Source organism: Neisseria sp. P0021.S007 (assembly GCF_051956855.1).
The window spans coordinates 55,320-75,176 of record NZ_JBQCXA010000001.1 but is presented as its reverse complement, the minus strand read 5'-3'; the positions used below and the strand labels follow the sequence as shown (position 1 = coordinate 75,176).

The window sequence follows — 19,857 nt, the reverse complement described above, 5'->3', positions numbered from 1 at the left end:
CAAATACGAGTGAAAGTATGGACACTATAACACACCCGACCGACGATTTTCAGACGGCCTTTGGTGCCAAATTCCTCTATAATTCAAGGCAACCTATTTTTTATTCCCCCCAAAGGTTCATCATGAGTAACTACACCCGCACCGGCCGCGCCGCCGACAGCCTGCGCGACATCAAAATTACCCCCAATTTCCTCCCCCATGCCGATGGCTCCTGCCTTATTGAGTGCGGCAACACCAAAGTGATTTGCACTGCCTCCATCGACGAAAATGTCCCACCGTTCCTGCGCGGTAAAGAACAAGGCTGGGTAACGGCCGAATACGGTATGTTGCCGGCTTCCACCGCCTCCCGTATGCGCCGCGAGGCCGCCGCGGGCAAACAATCCGGACGCACACAAGAAATCCAACGCTTGATTGGCCGCTCTCTACGCGCCGTCGTCGATATGGAAAAACTCGGCGAACGCCAAATCCTGATTGACTGCGACGTCATCCAAGCCGACGGCGGCACGCGTACCGCCTCCATTACTGGTGCCTACGTTGCCCTGCAAATCGCCGTAGACAAACTCCTTTCAAACGGCCTTATCAGCGAAAACCCCATCCGTGAAGCCGTTGCCGCCGTTTCCGCCGGCGTGGTGGGCGGTGTACCGCTTTTGGACTTGGACTATCCAGAAGATTCAGGCTGCGACAGCGACGTTAACATCATCATGACCGCATCCGGCAAAATCATCGAAATCCAAGGCACAGCCGAAGGCGCACCCTTCAGCATCGAAGAATTGGGCAAACTCATTGCCCTCGCGCATAAAGGCATTGCTGAATTGGTTCAACACCAGCAGGCCGCTCTTTTGGCCCGATAATCAGCAAGGCCGTCTGAAAACTTTCAGACGGCCTTTTTTAACCAAACCCCTTTATGCGTATTTACTCAAAAAAGCGCGTTCTATCCTTGAATTCCATGTAAAAAATAGTAATAATAACCCTTTTTCCAGCAAACCAAGCTGCCCGACAACCCCCACAAGAAAGCACGAAACATGGCGTTAATCGTACATAAATACGGCGGCACATCAGTAGGCTCGCCCGAACGCATCAAAAACGTAGCCAAACGTGTCGCCAAAGCCCGCGCCGAAGGACACGACATCGTAGTCGTCGTATCCGCCATGAGCGGCGAAACCAACCGACTGGTCGCACTGGCGCACGAAATGCAAGAGCATCCCGATCCGCGCGAACTCGACGTCGTTCTCGCTACCGGCGAACAAGTGACCATCGGCCTGCTGGCCATGGCCCTGAAAGACATCGGCGTTGACGCCAAGAGCTACACCGGCTGGCAAGTCGCCCTCCAAACCGACACTTCCCACACCAAAGCCCGCATCGAAAACATCGACGACGAAAGAATGCGTGCCGATTTGGCTGCCGGTAAAGTCGTTATCGTAGCCGGTTTCCAAGGCATCAGCAGCGAAGGCAATATCTCAACCCTCGGCCGTGGCGGTTCGGATACCTCCGCCGTTGCCATCGCCGCAGCCCTCAAAGCCGACGAATGCCAAATTTATACCGACGTAGACGGCGTTTACACCACCGACCCGCGCGTCGTACCCGAAGCACGCCGCATGGACACGATCACATTCGAAGAAATGATCGAATTGGCCAGCCTCGGCTCAAAAGTTTTACAAATCCGCTCCGTAGAATTCGCCGGAAAATACAAAGTGCGCCTGCGCGTACTCAGCAGCCTGCAAGATGGCGGCAACGGCACCCTGATTACCTTTGAAGAGGACGACAACATGGAAAGAGCAGCCGTAACCGGTATCGCATTCGACAAAAACCAAGCACGCATCAACGTACGCGGCGTACCTGACAAACCCGGCGTTGCCTACCAAATCCTCGGCGCAGTTGCCGATGCCAACATCGAAGTCGACATGATCATCCAAAATGTTGGCAGCGAAGGCACAACAGACTTCTCCTTCACCGTTCCACGCGGAGACTACAAACAAACCATCGAACTCCTGCAACAACGCCAAGACAGCATCGGCGCCGCCTACATCGACGGCGACGACACCGTATGCAAAGTCTCCGCAGTCGGCTTGGGCATGCGTTCACACGTCGGCGTAGCCGCCAAAATCTTCCGCACCCTCGCAGAAGAAGGCATCAACATCCAAATGATTTCAACTTCCGAAATCAAAGTATCCGTCCTGATTGACGAAAAATACATGGAACTGGCTACCCGCGTTCTGCACAAAGCATTCGACTTAGGCAACTAATTCCAACCAGTCAAAAAGGCCTTCTGAAACTTTATTGTTTCAGAAGGCCTTTTTTATTTCCATTACATAAATCAACAACATCTTAATAAAAAAAATCAACTTTAGCTCAAAACAGTGTAGCCTGGCTTATTATTACCCTTGTTAATTTCATTATATATTCAATATTTTACAACCATCCACCTTCGCCGTTTAATTCCAAAAACATACCACTTAACCTAATTTGAGAAAAATAAACAAATCTGTAATAAAATAGGACAAAAGTACAAACAATTATCTACGCTCATCAATAAAAACAAATTTCCCCCAATTTTCTCCTAACTTAAGAAGGAATCCTAATATGAACGTATTAAACAAATTCGGTATGCTGATCTTGACCGCTTCCCTGCTGGCAGCCTGCGGCGACTCCGGTAATAAAGGCAGCAGCGACAAACCGGCAGAACAAGTTGCTCAAAGCGAATCTAGCTCTGCCAACAAATACGAAAAAGCTCTGAGCGAATTCCCGGAAGCAGATCCTAAACTGGCCGAACCTATCGTCATTTCCGATAAAAAATCTCCAGACGGTCTTGCCGAATTGCAAAAATTCATTCACTTCACCACTGGTGAAGAAGCTCAAAAAATTACTCAGCTAGGCCTAGAATTGCAAAACTTGGCTAACCAAAATAAAGAAAAAGAAGCTTTGGAGCAGATGAACAAACTGACTGCCGCACTGGAACAATTCCATCAGAGCGCAGCTGCCCTCGACATCAAAGATCCTGAAATCAAAGCAGTTCTGGATCGTGCATTACAAGTCAGCAGTGCTGCCAACGACATGATGATTTATGCAGGCAAACATGCTTCTGAGCTGACTATCAACGGCAAAGATAAAGATTCGCTCAAATTTGCCAATGATTTCCAAGAAAAATCTCAAAAATTGCAAGAAACCCTACGTGCAGCCAATCAAGAAGTACAAAAAGCTGCCGAAGCTTTAGGCAAAAAATACTCCCAATAAGCCTATTGTTTCCGATAAATATCGGTGGTATCGGCAACATCGATACCACCTTTCCAAACCCTAAGTCAGGTTGAACACAATGAATAATCTAAACCCTTCACTCCCCTGCCCACACTGCCATGCCCCGATCCAAGGCGGATTGGTTAAAGGTTTGGCCGCAGTCAAAGAATGTCCTTCCTGCCATAAAAAAGTCAAATTCAAAAAACCGCCTGTTGGCGAATATTTCAAAGCTTTGCTGAAACCTTTCGCTATTTTTGTAGTAGTTGTCTGCATCGTAGCGGCAATACTGATCAGCCTGTTTGGTACATTCCCCCAATATATCAGTATGGCATTAGTTATCGGCTTTTTCGTCTACTACATTATCCCGATTCAAAACAAACTTTCATCTTTTGAAAAAGACGAATAAACATATACTTTGCCCATCCAACCCACTTTTCCGGATGGGCAATACTTTATACGGCCCAATAAAAAATAATGAAATCGTCCCCATTTTTTTGTCCGCATTGCTCCAATCCGATTCGAGGTAGTGCATTCAAAGGACTGAAAAGCATTAAAGAATGCCCGACCTGCCACAAAAAAGTCCGCTATAAGCAGCCAACTGCAAAAGAAATCCGCCAAGCGACATGGAAAAAGAGCATTATTTTCCTTGCCCTGCTGACCTTATACCTTGCCTTTCTGATTGCACTATTTCGCGCAGATATTCCTTTTACGTATCTCATCCTTCCTATCATGCTCTATTTGGTTGCAGTCTTCCAGCCTGCCATTATCAAGCATTCTTCATTTGAGAAAGACGAATAGCCTGCTTTCAGACGGCCATCGCCTTCGATAACAAGGTTTGGCCAATACCGATTTTAATCCTTATCCCCGATATCCCCTCCAAGGCTTTTATTACATGAAACGTCCAGTCCCTGTTACCATCGCCACCGTTCTCTATTTCATCATAACTGCCCTTACTTGCTTTACTACGGTTGCTCTTGCGATTTATTCGGGCGATTTACTGATAGAGGTTGCAGCCTTGGCATTCCCTTTCCTGCCTTGGTGGCTGTCTATGCCCCTATACTTCATCCTCCTTTCCTTACCGGTATTTATTGCTGTCGGCCTGCTTTCAGGCAACCGTTCTGCCCGTTGGCTGGCTATTGTGCTAGCGGCCTCTTCGCTAATCATGGTGTATAGCGATATGGCGAGCTATAGTTCTCAACAAATCATTATTCAATCCATTCTCCACCCTGTTTTGCTGCTCCTCATCTTCAATCCGGTATCCAACCGCTATTTCGCCAATGCGGCCTCAAAAACCGAATCCTAAACCATCGGATTTTGACTTCAAAAAAACTTAAGGCCGTCTGAAACCCTTGCCCTTACGCAAATCTTTTTCAGACGGCCTAAAATAGAATGGCCTTTTCAGACTGTCTTTTCCTAAGGCAGCCCTTCATACAAGCAATAATGCGTTTCCCTTAGCAGCTTTAAATACCAAACTGTAAGCAAACAAACCCATGAAATCAGTTTTTCCTATTTTCTTTATCCTGCTCAACTTATTCTTCATCCTCTATTTGCGACGCAAGCTATCTATATGGATTCGTTTGGCACTTTACTTGTCTATCGGTGGACTGTTTTATTTATGGATGTCCAACAAATCTGCCCTAACCTCCCTATTTGCACACACCCTGTCATTACAGCCATTCGACGTATTTCATGAGACAATCGGTTTTTCATTATCGGTTACAGTCTTCCTCAATCTGTTTGACTTGCTTGCCGTACCTTCGATTGTCCGTTTCCCCAACTTAATCCTCAAAAATCCCCAACACCACCATCAGTCTGTTCAATGGTATCTTGCCAATACTTCCCTTTTTGAACGCTTTTTCCACTATTTCTACTCTTTCTGCTGTTGCCTCATGTTTTATGGTATATGGCACGAAGCCTTCCGATAATCAATCTAAAAAACAAAGGGACATCATCAAAATGTCCCTTTGTTTATATTCAGACGGCCTTGAATATCTCCAACACTCAATCCTTCCCTCCTCTCGAAAAATGCTCAATCTCAAATCCGCTCTGACGATAAGCTCGAAAACGGTCTCGGGCTTCGGCCAAATCTTCTAAGCTGTTGCCCACAATTTCAAGGATACGGTTTGGAATGGCCGGGGCTTGGCTCCAGAAATCAGCAGACAGGTTCAAAACCGTGCAATCTTGCGAAATATTCGGCAATGCGTTTCCAAACGCAAGCAATACCGGCGTTTCAGACGGCATGGGGTCGGTAGGCAGCCAGACTTCATGCGGAATAAAGCTTTCGGGAATTTGCTGCCAAAAATCAACGTCTAGTTGCTGCACTGCCGCGGCAGAATCCGACCACACCAAAATCTGCCCGCCATCGCGTATGGCGCGCGCAATCAGGCGGCAGGCAAAGGCGGCCGGGCGGGCGACGTGTGTATAAAAAGTGGCTTTAGGCATGGCGTATTCTTTCGTTTAGGCAATGGATTGGCCGGTTTCAGACGGCCTTTTTGGTTTTCAACAATCTCAAGGCATTGCCCAACACCAGCAGCGAGCTGAAACTCATGCCGAGCGCGGCGATCCACGGGGTAACGTAACCAAACACGGCCAGCGGAACGGCAACCAGATTGTATGCGCTAGCCCAAGTCAGGTTTTGGCGGATAATTTGATGGGTGCGGCGTGCCTGTTCCATCATCACGGGCAAAACGTTCAAATCATCATTGAGCAAAACCACATCCGCACCGTCTCGCGCCACATCGGCACTCGTGGCCACGGCGGCCGACACGTCGGCTTGGGCAAGGACGGGGGCATCGTTGATCCCGTCGCCGATCATCATGACTTTACGCCCTTGTTTTTGCAGATTTTCCACATAAGCAAGTTTGTCTTCAGGCGTGGCTTCGGCACGATAGGCATCCAATCCCAGCTCTTGCGCGACTTGGGCTACGGCAGCTTGACGGTCACCGCTTAAAAGGTGCAGACGGATGCCGTGTTGTTTCAGGTTTTGCAACATTTCAGCGGCGCTGTCTTTGATTTGGTCTTCCAGCAAAAAGGCCGTCTGAAAACCGCTTTGATTGCCCAAGAAAATAATGCCGCCTGTGTGGTCGATATGGGCAAATGTTTCAGGCAGATTACCGGCGATTTCCGAAACAAACGCCGCTTTGCCCAAAGCCCAAACTTGGGTTTTGCCATCCAATTCGATTTGTGCGCTGACACCGTGTCCGATACGGTTGACCCGTTGCTGCACTTTCACATCAAGCGCGGATACAGGTCCGTCTAAAAGCGTATGGTTCAAAATGGCACGGGCGATGGGGTGTTCGGATTGCTGTTCCAATGCTTGGGCAACGGCAAGGGCTTGGACTTCGTTCAGACGGCCTGCTGACAACATACGGCTGACGGAAAGCTGCCCTTTGGTCAGCGTACCTGTTTTATCGAACACGACGTCGTCAATTTGAGCAAGCGTTTCCAGGCTTTGTTTGCCGCTGATGAGAATCCCGTCTTTGGCAAGCGCACCGGTAGAAGCAGCCAGCGCAGTCGGAGTCGCAAGCGACAAGGCACATGGGCAGGTAATGACCAGCAAGGCAACGGTAATCCACAAGGCGGTGTGCGCATCTGCATACCAAGCCCAGCCGATAAAAACAGGAATCGCAAGCAAAAGTTCGCCAAACACAAAACTGGACGCGTATTTTTCGGCCAACTCGGCGGCACGCGGTTTTTGCGCCAGCGCACGGTCGAGCAGTTTGACGATATGGGACAGGCGCGTGTTGCCACCGGTATGGTCGGTGCGGATGATTAAAGGGCTGCTGGTGTTAAGCGTGCCGGCGGTTACTTTTTCAGACGGCCTTTTGACAATCGGCAAACTTTCGCCGGTCAACATGGCTTCGTTAACTTCGCTTTCGCCGGACAAAACCGTACCGTCCACCGGAATGACTTCGCCAGGCTTCACAACAATCGTATCGCCGATATTGAGGCGGACGACTGCGGCTTCCTCGATGACTTCGCTTTCCGGATAAGACGGCAAACGGTGGCAGAATGCCGGAACCAGTTTGACCAACCGCTCCGCCGCATCGCCTGCTTTGCGTCGGGCAATCTGTTCCATAAAACGCCCGCCCAATAGGAAAAACAGCAACATGGCGATGGATTCAAAATACATGCCCTGCCCTGCGTTGGTGGCCAAACTGTAAATACCCGCAATAAAGGTCATCACAATGGCAATGGCAATCGGCGTATCCATGCCGACACGGCGGTTTTTCCAGTCGCGCCACGCGCCGCGGTAAAACGGCAACGCGCTATAAAACACAACGGGCAACACCATCAAAAAGCCGCCCCAATGCAGGATTTCCAAATAAAGCGGCTCGATGTCGCCGCCGTAAAAATAAGTCGGCAGGGCAAACATCATCGTCTGCATCATACCCAGACCGGCCACGGCCAATCTGACGATAAACTGTTTGCGTTCCTTCTGCGCCTGCACTTCGATTTTTTGCGCATCATAAGGCGCAGCGGTATAACCGGTTTGGCGGATTTTCAGCAAAATGTCCGACAATTCGATGTGGGCGCTGTCCCACACCACGCGGCAGCGGTGGGTGCTGTAATTCAAATCCACGCGCACTACGCCCTTCATGCGCAACAACTGCTGCTCAATCAGCCACACGCACGCGGCGCAGGTAATGCCGCCCAGCATCAACACCGCCTCGCGTTCATCCCCTGCGCCGACCTCGACAAAATCCGCCTGCACTTCGGGCAAATCGTATAGCTTTAATTGCGACAACACTTCCGGTGGCGGCAATTCGGATTTTTCCGCGTCTGCGGTACGCTGTTTGTAATAATTGCCCAAACCTGCATCGATGATACTCTGCGCCACTGCTTGACAACCGGCACAGCAGGTTTCGTGTTCTTCGTCTTCAAAACGAACCGTCAGATGCAGATGCTCCGGGACTTCAAGTCCGCAATGGAAACAGTTTTTTTGGGGATGTGTGGAAGATGTCATCATGTGTTCGATTTATTTTTCAGACGGCCTGAAACAACCGTCCCAGGGTGTTACATTTTAGCAAAAAGCGTTTTTCTGCTTCATTTCATTTACTTTTGAATCAATAGACTGTCGGACTTTGTAAAAAATATGGAAAACAAAGTATTGACCGTTCATCAAACGATGAACGGTAACATATAAATACCGTTTATCTTTAAAAACTTCCGATTATTTTAATGTAAAAATGGAACTTTTTTAAAAATTCCGATACATTCTTTGTTGACCTCAGCCCACTTAAGCAGCATACTTTAGGCATTCCGCGAAGACGGAAATCAAAAAACACACATTTACTTATAAAACTAACTTATTGGGAAACCTCACCATGATTGATCGCCTTATGCCTATCTTTGCCGTTATCGGCATTTTGTCCAGCACCGTATACCTGAGCCTCGCCGCTTGGATGCTTTACGAAAGCGTGTTTAAAAAGAAAAGCCCTCTGTCGGCATAATCCTCAGATTTAAAATTTTACGGTAAGGCCGTCTGAACATTCAGACGGCCTTGTTTCATTCCATACCATCAAGCACTTTTCTGTACGGTCAATTCAATCATCGCTTCACGCAAACCGTCCAAGCCCAAACTTTCGGCAACGGAAACATTCACGCCGACGGCATGCCCGGAATTGTCGCGCAAAATGCCTGCTTCACGCATACCCGGCGGCAGCAAATCGATTTTGTTGTACACCACCAACTGCGGAATTTCATGCGCGCCGATTTCTTCCAAGACTTCGTTGACATCGTCCATCTGCCGTTCAAAATCAGGATTGGACGCATCAACGACGTGCAGTAGCACATCCGCCATCGCCGTCTCTTCCAAGGTGGCGGAAAACGCCGACACCAGCTTGTGCGGCAAATCGCGGACGAAGCCGACGGTATCGGTCAAAATCACGCTCGCCTCATGCGACAGGAAAAGCCGGCGCGCAGTGGTATCCAAAGTAGCGAACAACTGGTCTTTCGCCAATACGTCTGCTTTGGTCAAGCGGTTGAACAGGCTGGATTTTCCGGCATTGGTATAGCCGACAATGGCAAAGGTTTTCAGACGGCCGCTCATGCGCGATTTGCGGCGCGTGGCGCGTTGTTTGCGGACATCGGCAAGCTGTTTTTTCAATGCCGTGATTTTTTGTCCGATTAAACGGCGGTCGGTTTCCAGCTGGGTTTCGCCCGGCCCTTTCAAGCCGATGCCGCCCTTCTGACTTTGCAGGTGTCCATAACCGCGCACCAGCCGTCCGCTCAAATGGTTCAACTGAGCCAGCTCCACCTGCAACTTACCTTCCTGCGATTGGGCGCGTTTGGCAAAAATCGCCAAAATCAAACCCACTCTGTCTAGGACGCGGCATTGAAGCTCTTTTTCCAGATTACGCTCTTGTGTCGGCGTGAGTTCGTGGTTGAACACAACCAGCCCGACATCATGCTGCTTGACCACTGCCGCCAACTCTTCCGCCTTGCCCGTACCGACAAACGAAGCCGGATGCGGTTTATCGCGGCGTGAAGTTTCGATAGAAACCAAATCGCCGCCGGCCGCGCCCACCAATTCTGCCGCTTCGGTCAAGGCCGTCTGAAAGCCGCGCTCGCGCGTTTCGTTTGCGCCGGAATAGTCCGCCGTCAACATCACGCCGACCAAGAGGACGCGTTCGGGCTTTTCCAAAGATTTATCGACGGAAAACAGATTGCGCTTGCTCAAAAAATTTCCTTTCAGACGGCCTTATGGTCGGGGCAAAGTCCTGATTAACGGTTTTTCAAAATATCAGCAAAATATTCGGTCACTTCTGCCAAACGTCCACCCTGCTCGGCATAAGGCTGCATGACGGCTACCAGCTGCTCTAATACTTCGCGCGTTTCGGTTTGCGCATGTTCGCGGTAGAGCCACATATTTTGCATGGTCACTGTGGTCAATACCTCGCGTACATTAAGCAAGAGCAAGTGGCGGCAAGACTCATAGCCTTGGCGCAAATCGCCGGCCGCATAGGCGGTAACCGACAATTCATAATCGATGTCCAACTGATAAACATTGCTTTGGACAAAAAGAATATCGTCTTTTGGGAACGGGATACGTTTCGCCATCAGGCCGATTGCATGGGAAATGCGGTATTTCCCTTCCTGACGCAGCATGGTTTGCGCAAGGTAGAGACACTCGGCACGGCGCGGGTTGTAATCGTAGCCTGCCAACCAAGTTGCCAAGGCTTCATCGCGTTTGCCCATTAATTTGTAGCACTCGCCCAGCTGTTGGTAAGAAACCGTCACTTCCTCTATCCAACCGCCCAACTCGATGCGTTTTTTAAACCATTCGCTCGCACGCTCGGGCATATCAGAATCCCAATAAGAGCGCGCCGCGTAAAAGGCGTAACGCGGTTTCAGGTCTTCATCTTCAGGGCTGTAAAACGCTTTTTCCAAAGAAACCGCGTCAAGCAGGTATTTGTTCGCCATATTGCTGCGCGCGCCGAAACGGCCGCTGAGAACCGTATAGTCGCCATGAAGCGTGGCTTCGCTGGTATCTTGTTTGTCGGTTTCAATAAATTCGTGCAACACGCCGCGCCAGTAGAATGTTCCGTCATTGCGCAACAACAGCGGACGGTAATAAACCACGCTGCCCATGGCATTTCTCATGCGGAGGCGGTAACGGTCGGCGGTCAACTCGGGCAATTCCAATTTGCCTTCAAAGCGGTCGTCCGCATCAAAAATCAACACGTAATCGGTTTTGTTTTTTGCGTGTTTCAACGCCTGATTGCGGTTGTATGCAAAATTTTGCCAACCATCATGATGAATCTCGCCTGCGATGCCCTTTGCATCGAAAAAGCGGCGGATCACGCCGGCGGTATCATCGGTCGAGCCGGTGTCACTGATGACGTAGTAGTCAAGTTTGATGTGGTCGGTGATGTTGGCCAGTGTTTCTTCGATAATTGCCGCTTCGTTTTTGACAATCATATTCAAGCAGATGGTTTGGGACATTTTCAATAGCCGCATTGGTTTGGAAAGGTATTATTTTACTTTAGCATTTTGTTTTTTGCACACAAAATACTCAGGCCGTCTGAAGATTGCCTTTCAGACGGCCTGAAGTTTATTTTGCCTTATCTTTTTTCTTGACGGCGTATCAGATACACCGCCAACAGTGCAAACAAAACCGTCGGCAATGCGCCCGCCAAAAACGGCGGCACGCCGTACAACTGACTGGTAAAGCCGAAGAGCCGTCCGGCAAAGTGGAACAGCAAACCAAGGCAGATACCGCCGAAAAGTTTCAAGCCCATATTGCCGTGGCGCGTGGTTTGCGGGGTAAAGGCAAAGGCAACAAGCGCCATCACCCATGCGGCAACGGGATACACCAGCTTGCGCCACCATGCGATGGCATAGACTTGGGTATTTTGGTTGTTTTTTTCCAGATGGTCGATGTAGGTGGTCAATTCGCCGACAGACATTTGGTCGGGCTTGACGAGCAATACGTCCATCAGGTTGCGTTTGACGGAAATCGGCCAGTTTTCTTCGGCGGCGGTAGAAACCTCGACTTTATCTTCGCCCAATATGCTGCGGCGGATGTTTTTCAGCTGCCAGCTGCCGTCGGGATTCAAAACCGCTGATTCGGCTTCTGCCGCTTGGGTCAGTTCGTTTTTATCGTTGCGCTGCCAAATTTTGATGCCCAGCAGGGTATGGTCGGGCAGCATTTCGCGCACGTTGATGATGCTGTTTTTTTCTTTGAGCCAAAGGCCGGTATTGCCGGTACTGATTTTGCCGTTGATGGCGGCGGCTTTGATGTTTTCGGCTTTTTGACTCAGCGTGGGTGCAACCCATTCGCCAAGCGCGACGGTGGCAATGGCGAAAATCAAACCGAACTGCGACAGAATCAACAGCAGCTTTTTGGTGCTCATGCCGCTGGCTTTGATGACGGTCAGCTCGCTGCCGGAAGCCAGTTGGCTGAGGGAAATCAGGCCGCCGATCAAAACGGCAAGCGGCATCAGTTCATAGGCGCGCGCAGGCATCTGCATTAAAACATACTGCCCCAATTTTGCGCCGTTATAGCTGCCTTTTCCAAGATCGCCGACTTCGTTGATGATTTCAAAAAAGCTGTACAAAGCGAGGAAGGCAAGAAGGGCGTAAACCGCCATAACCGCCATTTGACGGATGATGTAACGTGAAATCAGGTTCATTTTCCGCCTTTCAATGTCAGACTTTTGGCAACCGCCTGCCAGAAGGGTTGGCTAGGCATACTGCGCACGCGCAGCAGGACGACGGCAATCACAAACATGATGATGTGCATGGGCAGCAGTCCGAGCCAGAAATGGATTTTGCCGTCTTCCACGGCATTGCGCAGAAAGGTCAGCCCGTTTTGGTAAACCAAAAACAAGCCGATGGCAATCAGGATATTGTAGGTATGGCCGCTGCGCGGATTGAAATAGGAAAGCGGCACGGCAAGCAGGCACAGCAACAAAACGCTGACGGTCAAGGAAATACGCCACATCAATTCCGCCTGGTGTTGGGGGTTGCTGCTGCCAATCAGTTGGGCGGTCGGGATGGTACGGCGGTGTGAAACAGGGTCGATGAGTTTGGGCGTGGTGCTGATAATCAGGCTGAGGTGTTGGAAAGAAACGCGGTTGTAATCGGCTTTGCCGGGCGTACCGCTGTAACGGTAGCCGTCGCGCAATTCAAGCGTACGTTTGTTGTCGGTCAGCGAAAAATTGCCCTCTTTGGCAAAAACGATGTTGTCGTTGCCATTTTTATCCTGCTCGCGCAGGAACAGGTTTTTCATGATGCCGGATTCGGTATCGAAGGTTTCGACAAAATAAACCCTGCCGTTGCGCTTGCCCAAGCTATTAAACTCGCCGGCTTCCACCAAAGATAATTCCTGCTTCTGCTTCAAAATTTCGGCATATTCGCGGCTACGCAACTCTGCCCACGGCATTACCCAAAGCTGCATGACGGCAATCAAAATGGCAAACGGCACGGCAAACTGCATGACCGGGCGTATCCATTGTTTCAATGCCAATCCGCAAGAGAGCCAAACCGACATTTCGCTGTCGCGCCAGTAGCGGGTCAATACAGTCAACGTACTGATAAATGCGGTCAACACCAGCAAAAGCGGTGTCATGCCGATTACCCAGAAGCCGACTAAGGCCAGCACGGCATCGATGGCGACACGCCCGTCGGCTGCGCGGCCAAGCAGGTTGATGGCCTGCGTGGACACCAATACCGCCAAGAGGACGACAAAGATGCCGACGGCGGTAAAGGAAAGTTCTTTAATAAAGTTTCTTTGGTAAATCATAAGATTGAGCGTGGTATACGGTTTATGGGAAACCTATATTTATTAATAAGGCTTCAGACGGCATGACACAAATGGAGTACAATGATTTTCATCTGTTCGGACGGTTGGTCAACAGGCCGTCTGAACAACCGACAACCGTTCCAATCAGGAGAATAAACGTGAAATTTAGCACAAAAGCCGAAACTTTGCAGGCTCAACAGGCAGGTGCGCAATTATTTGTCTGCGCCGAAGCATCGCAACTGAGCAACCCGACTGCCCTCGCCCTCTTCGCTTCCCTTGAAGAAGGTCAAAATTTCGCCGACACCAAAATCCCGACGGACAACGGTTTGCAAGCCATTGCCGTCTCCCGCCTCGAAAAAACCGACCGCGCCGCGCTGAACAAAGCCGCAGCCGAAGCCGCCAAATGGGCGCAAAATCAAGAAACGGTCAATGTGGACGTTCACGCCTTTGAAGAAGCGCAAGCAGCAGCCGTTGCCGAAGCGTTTGCGATTGCGTTCGGCAATGCCGCCTACCGTTTCGACCGCTACAAAAAAGAAGCCAAACCGGCCAAATTTGCAGAAGCCGTGTTCCACAGCGCACACGAAGCCGCCGTCAAAGAAGCCCTGCGCGTTGCCGAAGCGCAGGTTTACGGACAAAGCCTCTGCCGCGACTTGGGCAATGCCGCACCCAACGAATGCACGCCTGAATTCCTCGCGCGTACCGCGAAAGCCGAAGCCGAAAAATTGGGCGCACACGCTAAAATCATTGAAAAAGACTACATTAAAGAAAACATGGGTTCGTTCTGGTCTGTCGCCAAAGGCAGCGTCGAAGACCCATATTTGGTCGAACTGAGCTATTTCGGTGCGGCCGACAAAGAAGCCGCCCCCGTCGTCTTGGTCGGCAAAGGCATTACCTTCGACACAGGCGGCATTTCCCTCAAACCCGGCCTGAACATGGACGAAATGAAGTTCGACATGTGCGGCGCGGCAACCGTCATCAGTACCTTCTGCGCCGCCGTCAAACTGCAACTGCCGATCAACCTGATTGCCGTCGTCGCCACCTGCGAAAACATGCCTTCCGGCGCGGCCAACAAACCGGGGGACGTCGTGAAAAGCATGAAAGGCTTGACCATCGAAGTATTGAACACCGATGCCGAAGGCCGTCTGATTTTATGCGACGCACTCACTTACGCCGAACAATTCAAACCCAAAGCCGTTATCGACGTCGCCACCCTGACCGGCGCGTGCATCATCGCTTTGGGTCATGACGTCAGCGGCGTGATGGGCAACAATCAAGATTTGGTCGACAGCCTGCTGACCGCTTCCCGCAACGTGGACGACAAAGCATGGCAACTGCCGCTCTTTGAAACCTACAAAGACCAACTCAAATCCAACTTTGCCGACATTCCAAACATCGGTACGCCGGGTGCAGGCACGATTACCGCCGCAACATTCCTGTCTTACTTCACCGAAGACTATCCATGGGCACACCTCGACATCGCAGGTACCGCATGGAAATCCGGCGGTGAAAAAGGCGCGACCGGCCGCCCTGTTCCTTTATTGTTGAACTATCTGCGCAATGTGAAATAAAACTTGGGGGAAGCCTGCAGGGTTACACATTTCAACCCCGCAGGCCGTCTGAAAACTGAATCCGCATTATCTGACTCAACCTGACAAACGGAGAACCACCATGAAACCACTATTTGCCGCATTATCTGTCGCCCTTCTGCTCGGCACATCCATAAGCGCCCAAGCTGCCGAACAAACCACCCCCACCGACCGCAGCATCCAAGTGTACAAAAAAGCCGACTTAGCAGAATGGAACCGCGAAAACGCAGCCGGAGGCCAAGGCCCATTGCTCGGCAACTTTGCCTTCACGCGCCATCAAACCGCCGACCAAGACGCATTCAAAGAAATCGGCTGGCTCACATTACCGCCGGGTGCTTCCATCGGTCAGCACAAACATACCGGCAATGAAGACGTTTACATCATCGTATCCGGCAAAGGCCTGTTTACCGACAGCGAAGGCAAACAAACCGAAGTCGGTGCCGGCGACATTACCATCGCCCGCCCTGGACAGTCCCACGCACTCAAAAATATCGACAAAAAACCGTTGGTATTCCTTGATCTGATTGCAGAGACCACTGGCGCTAAAGCCGCCGAAACCAAGTAATGCTTTCAATGAAAGCAAACAATCTGCCATGACTTTCTGCCTTACCCAAACCAGGCTGCAGAGAGATTGTTCCGTTTTCATTTAAACCTACATACAAGCTAAAGGCCGTCTGAAAACCACGCTTCGTTTTCAGACGGCCTTTTTTCTCAAAAATCTTATCATATAAATGACGCAATGTTATATAATAACAGCCTTTCGAAATATGATGAGAAACTAAAATGACACAAACCACACTCAAACCCATTGTTTTATCTATTCTTTTAATCAGCACCCCCATCCTCTCCCAAGCGCATGAAACCGATCAGTCGGTTGACTTGGACGAGGTTACCGTCGTCGGCAAAAGCCGTCCGCGCGCCACTTCGGGGCTGCTGCATACTTCGACCGCCTCCGACAAAATCATCTCCGGCGATACCTTACGCCAAAAAGCCGTCAACTTAGGCGATGCTTTAGACGGCGTACCGGGCATTCATGCCTCGCAATACGGCGGCGGCGCATCTGCTCCCGTTATTCGCGGTCAAACAGGCAGACGGATTAAAGTATTGAACCATCACGGCGAAACGGGCGACATGGCGGATTTCTCTCCCGACCATGCCTTGATGGTGGACAGCGCCTTGTCGCAACAGGTCGAAATCCTGCGCGGCCCAGTTACGCTCTTGTACAGCTCGGGCAATGTAGCCGGTTTGGTCGATGTTGCCGATGGCAAAATCCCCGAAAAAATGCCTGAAAACGGAGTATCGGGCGAAGCCGGATTACGTTTGAGCAGCGGCAATCTGGAAAAACTCACGTCCGGCGGCATCAACGTCGGATTGGACAAAAACTTCGTGCTGCATACCGAAGGGCTGTACCGCAAATCGGGCGATTACGCCGTACCGCGCTATCAAAAAGAAGAAGGCCGTCTGAAACGACTGCCCGATAGCCATGCCGATTCAAAAACCGGCAGCATCGGTCTGTCTTGGGTTGGCGATAAAGGGTTCCTCGGCGTGGCGTACAGCGACCGTCGCGACCGCTACGGCCTGCCTGCCCACAGCCATCTCTACGACGACTGCCACGCCGACATCATCTGGCAGAAAAGTTTGATTAACAAACGCTATTTGCAGCTTTATCCGCACCTATTGACCGAAGAAGATGTTGATTACGATAATCCGGGCTTGAGCTGCGGCTTTCACGACGACGATAATGCACACACCCATGCCCACAACGGCAAACCGTGGATAGACCTGCGCAACAAACGCTACGAACTCCGCGCCGAATGGAAGCAGCCATTCCCCGGTTTTGAAGCCCTGCGCGTACACCTAAACCACAATGACTACCACCACGACGAAAAAGCAGGCGATGCAGTAGAAAACTTCTTCAACAACAAAACACACAACGCCCGTATCGAGTTGCGCCACCAACCCATAGGCCGTCTGAAAGGCAGCTGGGGCGTGCAATATTTGGGACAAAAATCCAGCGCGCTTTCCGCCATTCCCGAAACCGTCCAACAACCGATGTTGATTGACAACAATGTGCGCCATTACAGCTTTTTCGGTGTAGAACAGGCAAACTGGGACAATTTCACGCTAGAAGGTGGCGTACGCGTGGAAAAACAAAAAGCTTCCATCCAGTACGACAAAGCATTGATTGATCGGGAAAACTACTACAACCAGCCCCTGCCCGACCTCGGCGCGCACCGCCAAACCGCCCGCTCGTTCGCACTTTCGGGAAACTGGTATTTCACGCCACAACACAAACTCAGCCTGACCACCTCCCATCAGGAACGCCTGCCGTCAACGCAAGAGCTGTACGCACACGGCAAACACGTCGCCACCAACACCTTTGAAGTCGGCAACAAACACCTCAACAAAGAGCGTTCCAACAACATCGAAATCGCGCTGGGCTACGAAGGCGACCGCTGGCAATACAATCTGGCGCTCTACCGCAACCGCTTCGGCAACTACATTTACGCCCAAACCTTAAACGACGGACGCGGCCCCAAATCCATCGAAGACGACAGCGAAATGAAACTCGTGCGCTACAACCAATCCGGCGCCGACTTCTACGGCGCGGAAGGCGAAATCTACTTCAAACCGACACCGCGCTACCGCATCGGCGTTTCCGGCGACTATGTACGAGGCCGTCTGAAAAACCTGCCTTCCCTACCCGGCAGGGAAGATGCTTACGGTAACCGTCCTTTCATCGCACAGGACGACCAAAACGCCCCTCGCGTTCCGGCTGCGCGCCTCGGCTTCCACCTGAAAGCCTCGCTGACCGACCGTATCGATGCCAATTTGGACTACTACCGCGTGTTCAATCAAAACAAACTCGCCCGCTACGAAACACGCACACCCGGACACCATATGCTCAACCTCGGCGCAAACTACCGCCGCAATACGCGCTATGGCGAGTGGAATTGGTACGTCAAAGCCGACAACCTGCTCAACCAATCCGTTTACGCCCACAGCAGCTTCCTCTCTGATACGCCGCAAATGGGCCGCAGCTTTACCGGTGGCGTAAATGTGAAGTTTTAAAATCGGATAGGCAAACAAAAAAGGTTTTCAGACGGCCGTCTGAAAACCTTTTTTCTTGTTTTAACCAATCATTTAAAACTGACTATTAATCTTTCAACACATCTTGCACAGCCGCTTGAATTTTAGCCGCTGCTGCTTCGATTTGCTGCTGTTCGGTAGATTGGCTTGCCACTGTTTCAGCCGGAGTCGCTTGTGGAGCTGGCGCAGCTTGTTGAGCTGCGGCTTTAGGCTCAGATTCAGTTTGCGGCGCAGTCAGCGGCAAACGCGCCAATACAGTGCTGACGCCGGTAACTTTATCACCAATCGCCACTTGCGCCTGCGCATCGACAGGCAGATACATATCCACGCGCGAGCCAAAGCGGATAAAGCCATAACGTTCGCCGCGAGACAGTTTCGCACCTGCTTGGGTGTAGCACAAAATACGGCGCGCCACCAAACCGGCCACTTGAACAAAAGTAATTTCACGACCAGAAGCCGTAGTCGCCAACACCGCATTACGTTCATTTTCCGTGCTGGCTTTGTCCAAATCCGCATTCACGAATTTGCCTTTGTTATAGACCACTTTCGTTACCGTACAATCAGCAGGCGATTTTTGCGAATGCACGTTGAACACGTTCATAAAAATACTGATTTTCAAAGCATCGACATCACGATACGGATCGCGTGCGCGCTCGACCACCACGATACGGCCGTCAACCGGACTCAACACTGCTTCAGGATTTTGCGGAATCTCACGCGCAGGGTCGCGGAAAAACTGCAAAGCAAATACGGTAAACACCCAAAACGGCAAAGACCACCAGCCGCAACACATCGACACCAGCAGGCTCAAAGCCAAACCGCCGCCGATAATCGGCCAGCCCTCACGGGCGATAATCGGGTGGGGATACAAACGGTTCATCACTTATCCTTCATTTAATAATTTCAAAATTGCCGCCATTATATCTGAAACTCCAAACATTGAGGCCGTCTGAAATGTTCAGACGGCCGGTGTCTTTTGTAAAAAATACTCAATATAGATAAAGTTTCAGTTTCGGCAACACAATAACGCAGCGTCCTCAACAAGCGGCTCACACGCTCCAACAACTCGCTGCAAATATCATTTAGACCAAATCTCCGCCCTCGATTATCTCGACAAGCCCAGTATGACCGCCAACACTAGCCAGATCCAATGCCGACGGCGTGATGTAGAGAACAAAGAGCGTTGAGACAGCAAACGCGTTTGGCTCAACTGATACGCCACATCGGCCAACATTACCAAGCGATTAGTCTGCCGAGCATTACCTTCTTCCGCTTTACGCAGTTTCAAATTTTCCGCTTCAATCCGCAGCCGCACCAGCTTAGCTTCTAAAAGCAGCAGCTCGCGCGCTTCTTCATACTCCTGTTGCTTCATCGTCCGCATCCTTATCTATCTCACCGCGCAAATACGCAATATCCGATCGAATATCCTGCAAGGTCTCAGCCACACGGCTGCCCTGCTCCCGATAATCTGCCGATACCGTTTAAAATGATACAGTATAATCAACAGCTTCATAAAAAATACCTAAAAATATCCTCAAAGCCACCAGATTTGACAACGCTATCTCAATATTATCTCTTTTCAGGAAAATATAAGGCTTAAACAAAAGAAGATGTAACTGTCCTAAAAAGTTAAAAATTTAAGAGTCTTTTTCCAATAATAAATAACAACTCGAGATCTTCTGCTACCATAATACTCAACGG

General features: G+C 50.5%; 19 protein-coding genes. 11 read left to right on the top strand and 8 right to left on the bottom strand.

Translation table 11 applies throughout. The features are described 5' to 3' along the window. The first annotated feature begins 122 nt into the window (after positions 1-122). The 7 genes from rph (at position 123) to ACTHUR_RS00345 (ending at position 5,156) form a co-directional block, all read left to right on the top strand. Complete coding sequence (gene rph, locus ACTHUR_RS00375) at positions 123-851, top strand: ribonuclease PH (protein WP_039861956.1); 729 nt, start codon at positions 123-125, stop codon at positions 849-851. 171 nt (positions 852-1,022) lie between these two features. Continuing rightward, a complete protein-coding gene (locus ACTHUR_RS00370; protein ID WP_004519299.1) occupies positions 1,023-2,243 on the top strand; it encodes an aspartate kinase in 1,221 nt (406 codons plus the stop codon). A gap of 337 nt (positions 2,244-2,580) precedes the next feature. Further along, the gene (locus tag ACTHUR_RS00365) at positions 2,581-3,231 is read left to right on the top strand and encodes a hypothetical protein (protein WP_440361149.1); all 651 of its coding nucleotides are present in this window, start codon (positions 2,581-2,583) and stop codon (positions 3,229-3,231) included. Between the two features lie 79 nt (positions 3,232-3,310). Further along, complete coding sequence (locus ACTHUR_RS00360; protein WP_224783368.1) at positions 3,311-3,637, top strand: purine permease; 327 nt, start codon at positions 3,311-3,313, stop codon at positions 3,635-3,637. A gap of 68 nt (positions 3,638-3,705) precedes the next feature. Next, a complete protein-coding gene (locus ACTHUR_RS00355) occupies positions 3,706-4,029 on the top strand; it encodes a hypothetical protein (RefSeq protein ID WP_004519296.1) in 324 nt (107 codons plus the stop codon). A gap of 94 nt (positions 4,030-4,123) precedes the next feature. After that, complete coding sequence (locus ACTHUR_RS00350) at positions 4,124-4,534, top strand: hypothetical protein (protein ID WP_004519295.1); 411 nt, start codon at positions 4,124-4,126, stop codon at positions 4,532-4,534. A gap of 187 nt (positions 4,535-4,721) precedes the next feature. Beyond that, entirely contained in the window at positions 4,722-5,156 is a 435-nt protein-coding gene (locus ACTHUR_RS00345) for a hypothetical protein (protein WP_141744533.1), read from the top strand. Positions 5,157-5,232: 76 nt separating this feature from the next. On the opposite strand, the gene ACTHUR_RS00340 is transcribed toward ACTHUR_RS00345, so the two are convergent. Then, a complete protein-coding gene (locus ACTHUR_RS00340) occupies positions 5,233-5,673 on the bottom strand; it encodes a DNA polymerase III subunit chi (protein ID WP_004519293.1) in 441 nt (146 codons plus the stop codon). A gap of 37 nt (positions 5,674-5,710) precedes the next feature. Then, complete coding sequence (locus ACTHUR_RS00335; protein ID WP_049335597.1) at positions 5,711-8,197, bottom strand: heavy metal translocating P-type ATPase; 2,487 nt, start codon at positions 8,195-8,197, stop codon at positions 5,711-5,713. Positions 8,198-8,558: 361 nt separating this feature from the next. Here ACTHUR_RS00335 and ACTHUR_RS00330 point away from each other — a divergent pair, with 361 nt between their 5' ends. Continuing rightward, on the top strand, positions 8,559-8,684 hold the full coding sequence (locus ACTHUR_RS00330) for a hypothetical protein (RefSeq protein WP_003678791.1): 126 nt from the start codon (positions 8,559-8,561) through the stop codon (positions 8,682-8,684). Positions 8,685-8,752: 68 nt separating this feature from the next. Here the strand turns inward: ACTHUR_RS00330 and hflX are convergent, their stop codons facing one another. The 4 genes from hflX to lptF form a co-directional block, all read right to left on the bottom strand. Next, positions 8,753-9,913: a GTPase HflX gene (gene hflX / locus ACTHUR_RS00325; protein ID WP_070625930.1), complete on the bottom strand. Its 1,161-nt coding sequence runs from the start codon at positions 9,911-9,913 to the stop codon at positions 8,753-8,755. A gap of 44 nt (positions 9,914-9,957) precedes the next feature. Continuing rightward, positions 9,958-11,178 carry a glycosyltransferase gene (locus ACTHUR_RS00320; RefSeq protein WP_224783369.1) on the bottom strand — a complete coding sequence of 407 codons (1,221 nt, stop codon included), beginning with the start codon at positions 11,176-11,178 and terminating at the stop codon, positions 9,958-9,960. A 119-nt stretch (positions 11,179-11,297) separates the two neighbouring features. Then, on the bottom strand, positions 11,298-12,368 hold the full coding sequence (lptG, locus tag ACTHUR_RS00315; RefSeq protein WP_003745632.1) for an LPS export ABC transporter permease LptG: 1,071 nt from the start codon (positions 12,366-12,368) through the stop codon (positions 11,298-11,300). Continuing rightward, entirely contained in the window at positions 12,365-13,480 is a 1,116-nt protein-coding gene (gene lptF, locus ACTHUR_RS00310) for an LPS export ABC transporter permease LptF (RefSeq protein ID WP_004519285.1), read from the bottom strand. The genes lptG and lptF overlap by 4 nt, the downstream gene beginning before the upstream one ends. Before the next feature lie 158 nt (positions 13,481-13,638). On the opposite strand from lptF, the gene ACTHUR_RS00305 reads away from it, so the two are divergent. The 3 genes from ACTHUR_RS00305 to znuD all read left to right on the top strand — a co-directional run bounded on the left by ACTHUR_RS00305 (position 13,639) and on the right by znuD (position 18,138). After that, positions 13,639-15,048 (top strand): leucyl aminopeptidase, encoded by a 1,410-nt coding sequence (locus ACTHUR_RS00305; protein ID WP_070695333.1) that lies wholly within the window; start codon positions 13,639-13,641, stop codon positions 15,046-15,048. 100 nt (positions 15,049-15,148) lie between these two features. Beyond that, the gene (locus ACTHUR_RS00300) at positions 15,149-15,631 is read left to right on the top strand and encodes a cupin domain-containing protein (protein WP_070695332.1); all 483 of its coding nucleotides are present in this window, start codon (positions 15,149-15,151) and stop codon (positions 15,629-15,631) included. Between the two features lie 218 nt (positions 15,632-15,849). After that, positions 15,850-18,138, top strand: a complete 2,289-nt coding sequence (gene znuD, locus ACTHUR_RS00295; protein ID WP_004519280.1) for a TonB-dependent zinc receptor ZnuD — start codon at positions 15,850-15,852, stop codon at positions 18,136-18,138. An 85-nt stretch (positions 18,139-18,223) separates the two neighbouring features. On the opposite strand, the gene ACTHUR_RS00290 is transcribed toward znuD, so the two are convergent. Next, positions 18,224-19,036 (bottom strand): phosphatidylserine decarboxylase, encoded by an 813-nt coding sequence (locus tag ACTHUR_RS00290; RefSeq protein WP_004519279.1) that lies wholly within the window; start codon positions 19,034-19,036, stop codon positions 18,224-18,226. A 225-nt stretch (positions 19,037-19,261) separates the two neighbouring features. Next, entirely contained in the window at positions 19,262-19,528 is a 267-nt protein-coding gene (locus ACTHUR_RS00285; RefSeq protein WP_039861953.1) for a hypothetical protein, read from the bottom strand. Positions 19,529-19,857 lie beyond the last annotated feature (329 nt).

Coding starts and splice junctions, on each gene's coding strand:
- znuD (WP_004519280.1), top strand. CDS start 15,850: ATGACACAAACCACACTCAAACCCATTGTTTTATCTATTCTTTTAATC.
- ACTHUR_RS00340 (WP_004519293.1), bottom strand. CDS start 5,673: ATGCCTAAAGCCACTTTTTATACACACGTCGCCCGCCCGGCCGCCTTT.
- ACTHUR_RS00345 (WP_141744533.1), top strand. CDS start 4,722: ATGAAATCAGTTTTTCCTATTTTCTTTATCCTGCTCAACTTATTCTTC.
- ACTHUR_RS00335 (WP_049335597.1), bottom strand. CDS start 8,197: ATGACATCTTCCACACATCCCCAAAAAAACTGTTTCCATTGCGGACTT.
- ACTHUR_RS00330 (WP_003678791.1), top strand. CDS start 8,559: ATGATTGATCGCCTTATGCCTATCTTTGCCGTTATCGGCATTTTGTCC.
- ACTHUR_RS00365 (WP_440361149.1), top strand. CDS start 2,581: ATGAACGTATTAAACAAATTCGGTATGCTGATCTTGACCGCTTCCCTG.
- ACTHUR_RS00370 (WP_004519299.1), top strand. CDS start 1,023: ATGGCGTTAATCGTACATAAATACGGCGGCACATCAGTAGGCTCGCCC.
- ACTHUR_RS00320 (WP_224783369.1), bottom strand. CDS start 11,178: ATGTCCCAAACCATCTGCTTGAATATGATTGTCAAAAACGAAGCGGCA.
- ACTHUR_RS00285 (WP_039861953.1), bottom strand. CDS start 19,528: ATGAAGCAACAGGAGTATGAAGAAGCGCGCGAGCTGCTGCTTTTAGAA.
- rph (WP_039861956.1), top strand. CDS start 123: ATGAGTAACTACACCCGCACCGGCCGCGCCGCCGACAGCCTGCGCGAC.
- ACTHUR_RS00290 (WP_004519279.1), bottom strand. CDS start 19,036: ATGAACCGTTTGTATCCCCACCCGATTATCGCCCGTGAGGGCTGGCCG.
- lptG (WP_003745632.1), bottom strand. CDS start 12,368: ATGAACCTGATTTCACGTTACATCATCCGTCAAATGGCGGTTATGGCG.
- ACTHUR_RS00300 (WP_070695332.1), top strand. CDS start 15,149: ATGAAACCACTATTTGCCGCATTATCTGTCGCCCTTCTGCTCGGCACA.
- ACTHUR_RS00355 (WP_004519296.1), top strand. CDS start 3,706: ATGAAATCGTCCCCATTTTTTTGTCCGCATTGCTCCAATCCGATTCGA.
- lptF (WP_004519285.1), bottom strand. CDS start 13,480: ATGATTTACCAAAGAAACTTTATTAAAGAACTTTCCTTTACCGCCGTC.
- ACTHUR_RS00350 (WP_004519295.1), top strand. CDS start 4,124: ATGAAACGTCCAGTCCCTGTTACCATCGCCACCGTTCTCTATTTCATC.
- ACTHUR_RS00360 (WP_224783368.1), top strand. CDS start 3,311: ATGAATAATCTAAACCCTTCACTCCCCTGCCCACACTGCCATGCCCCG.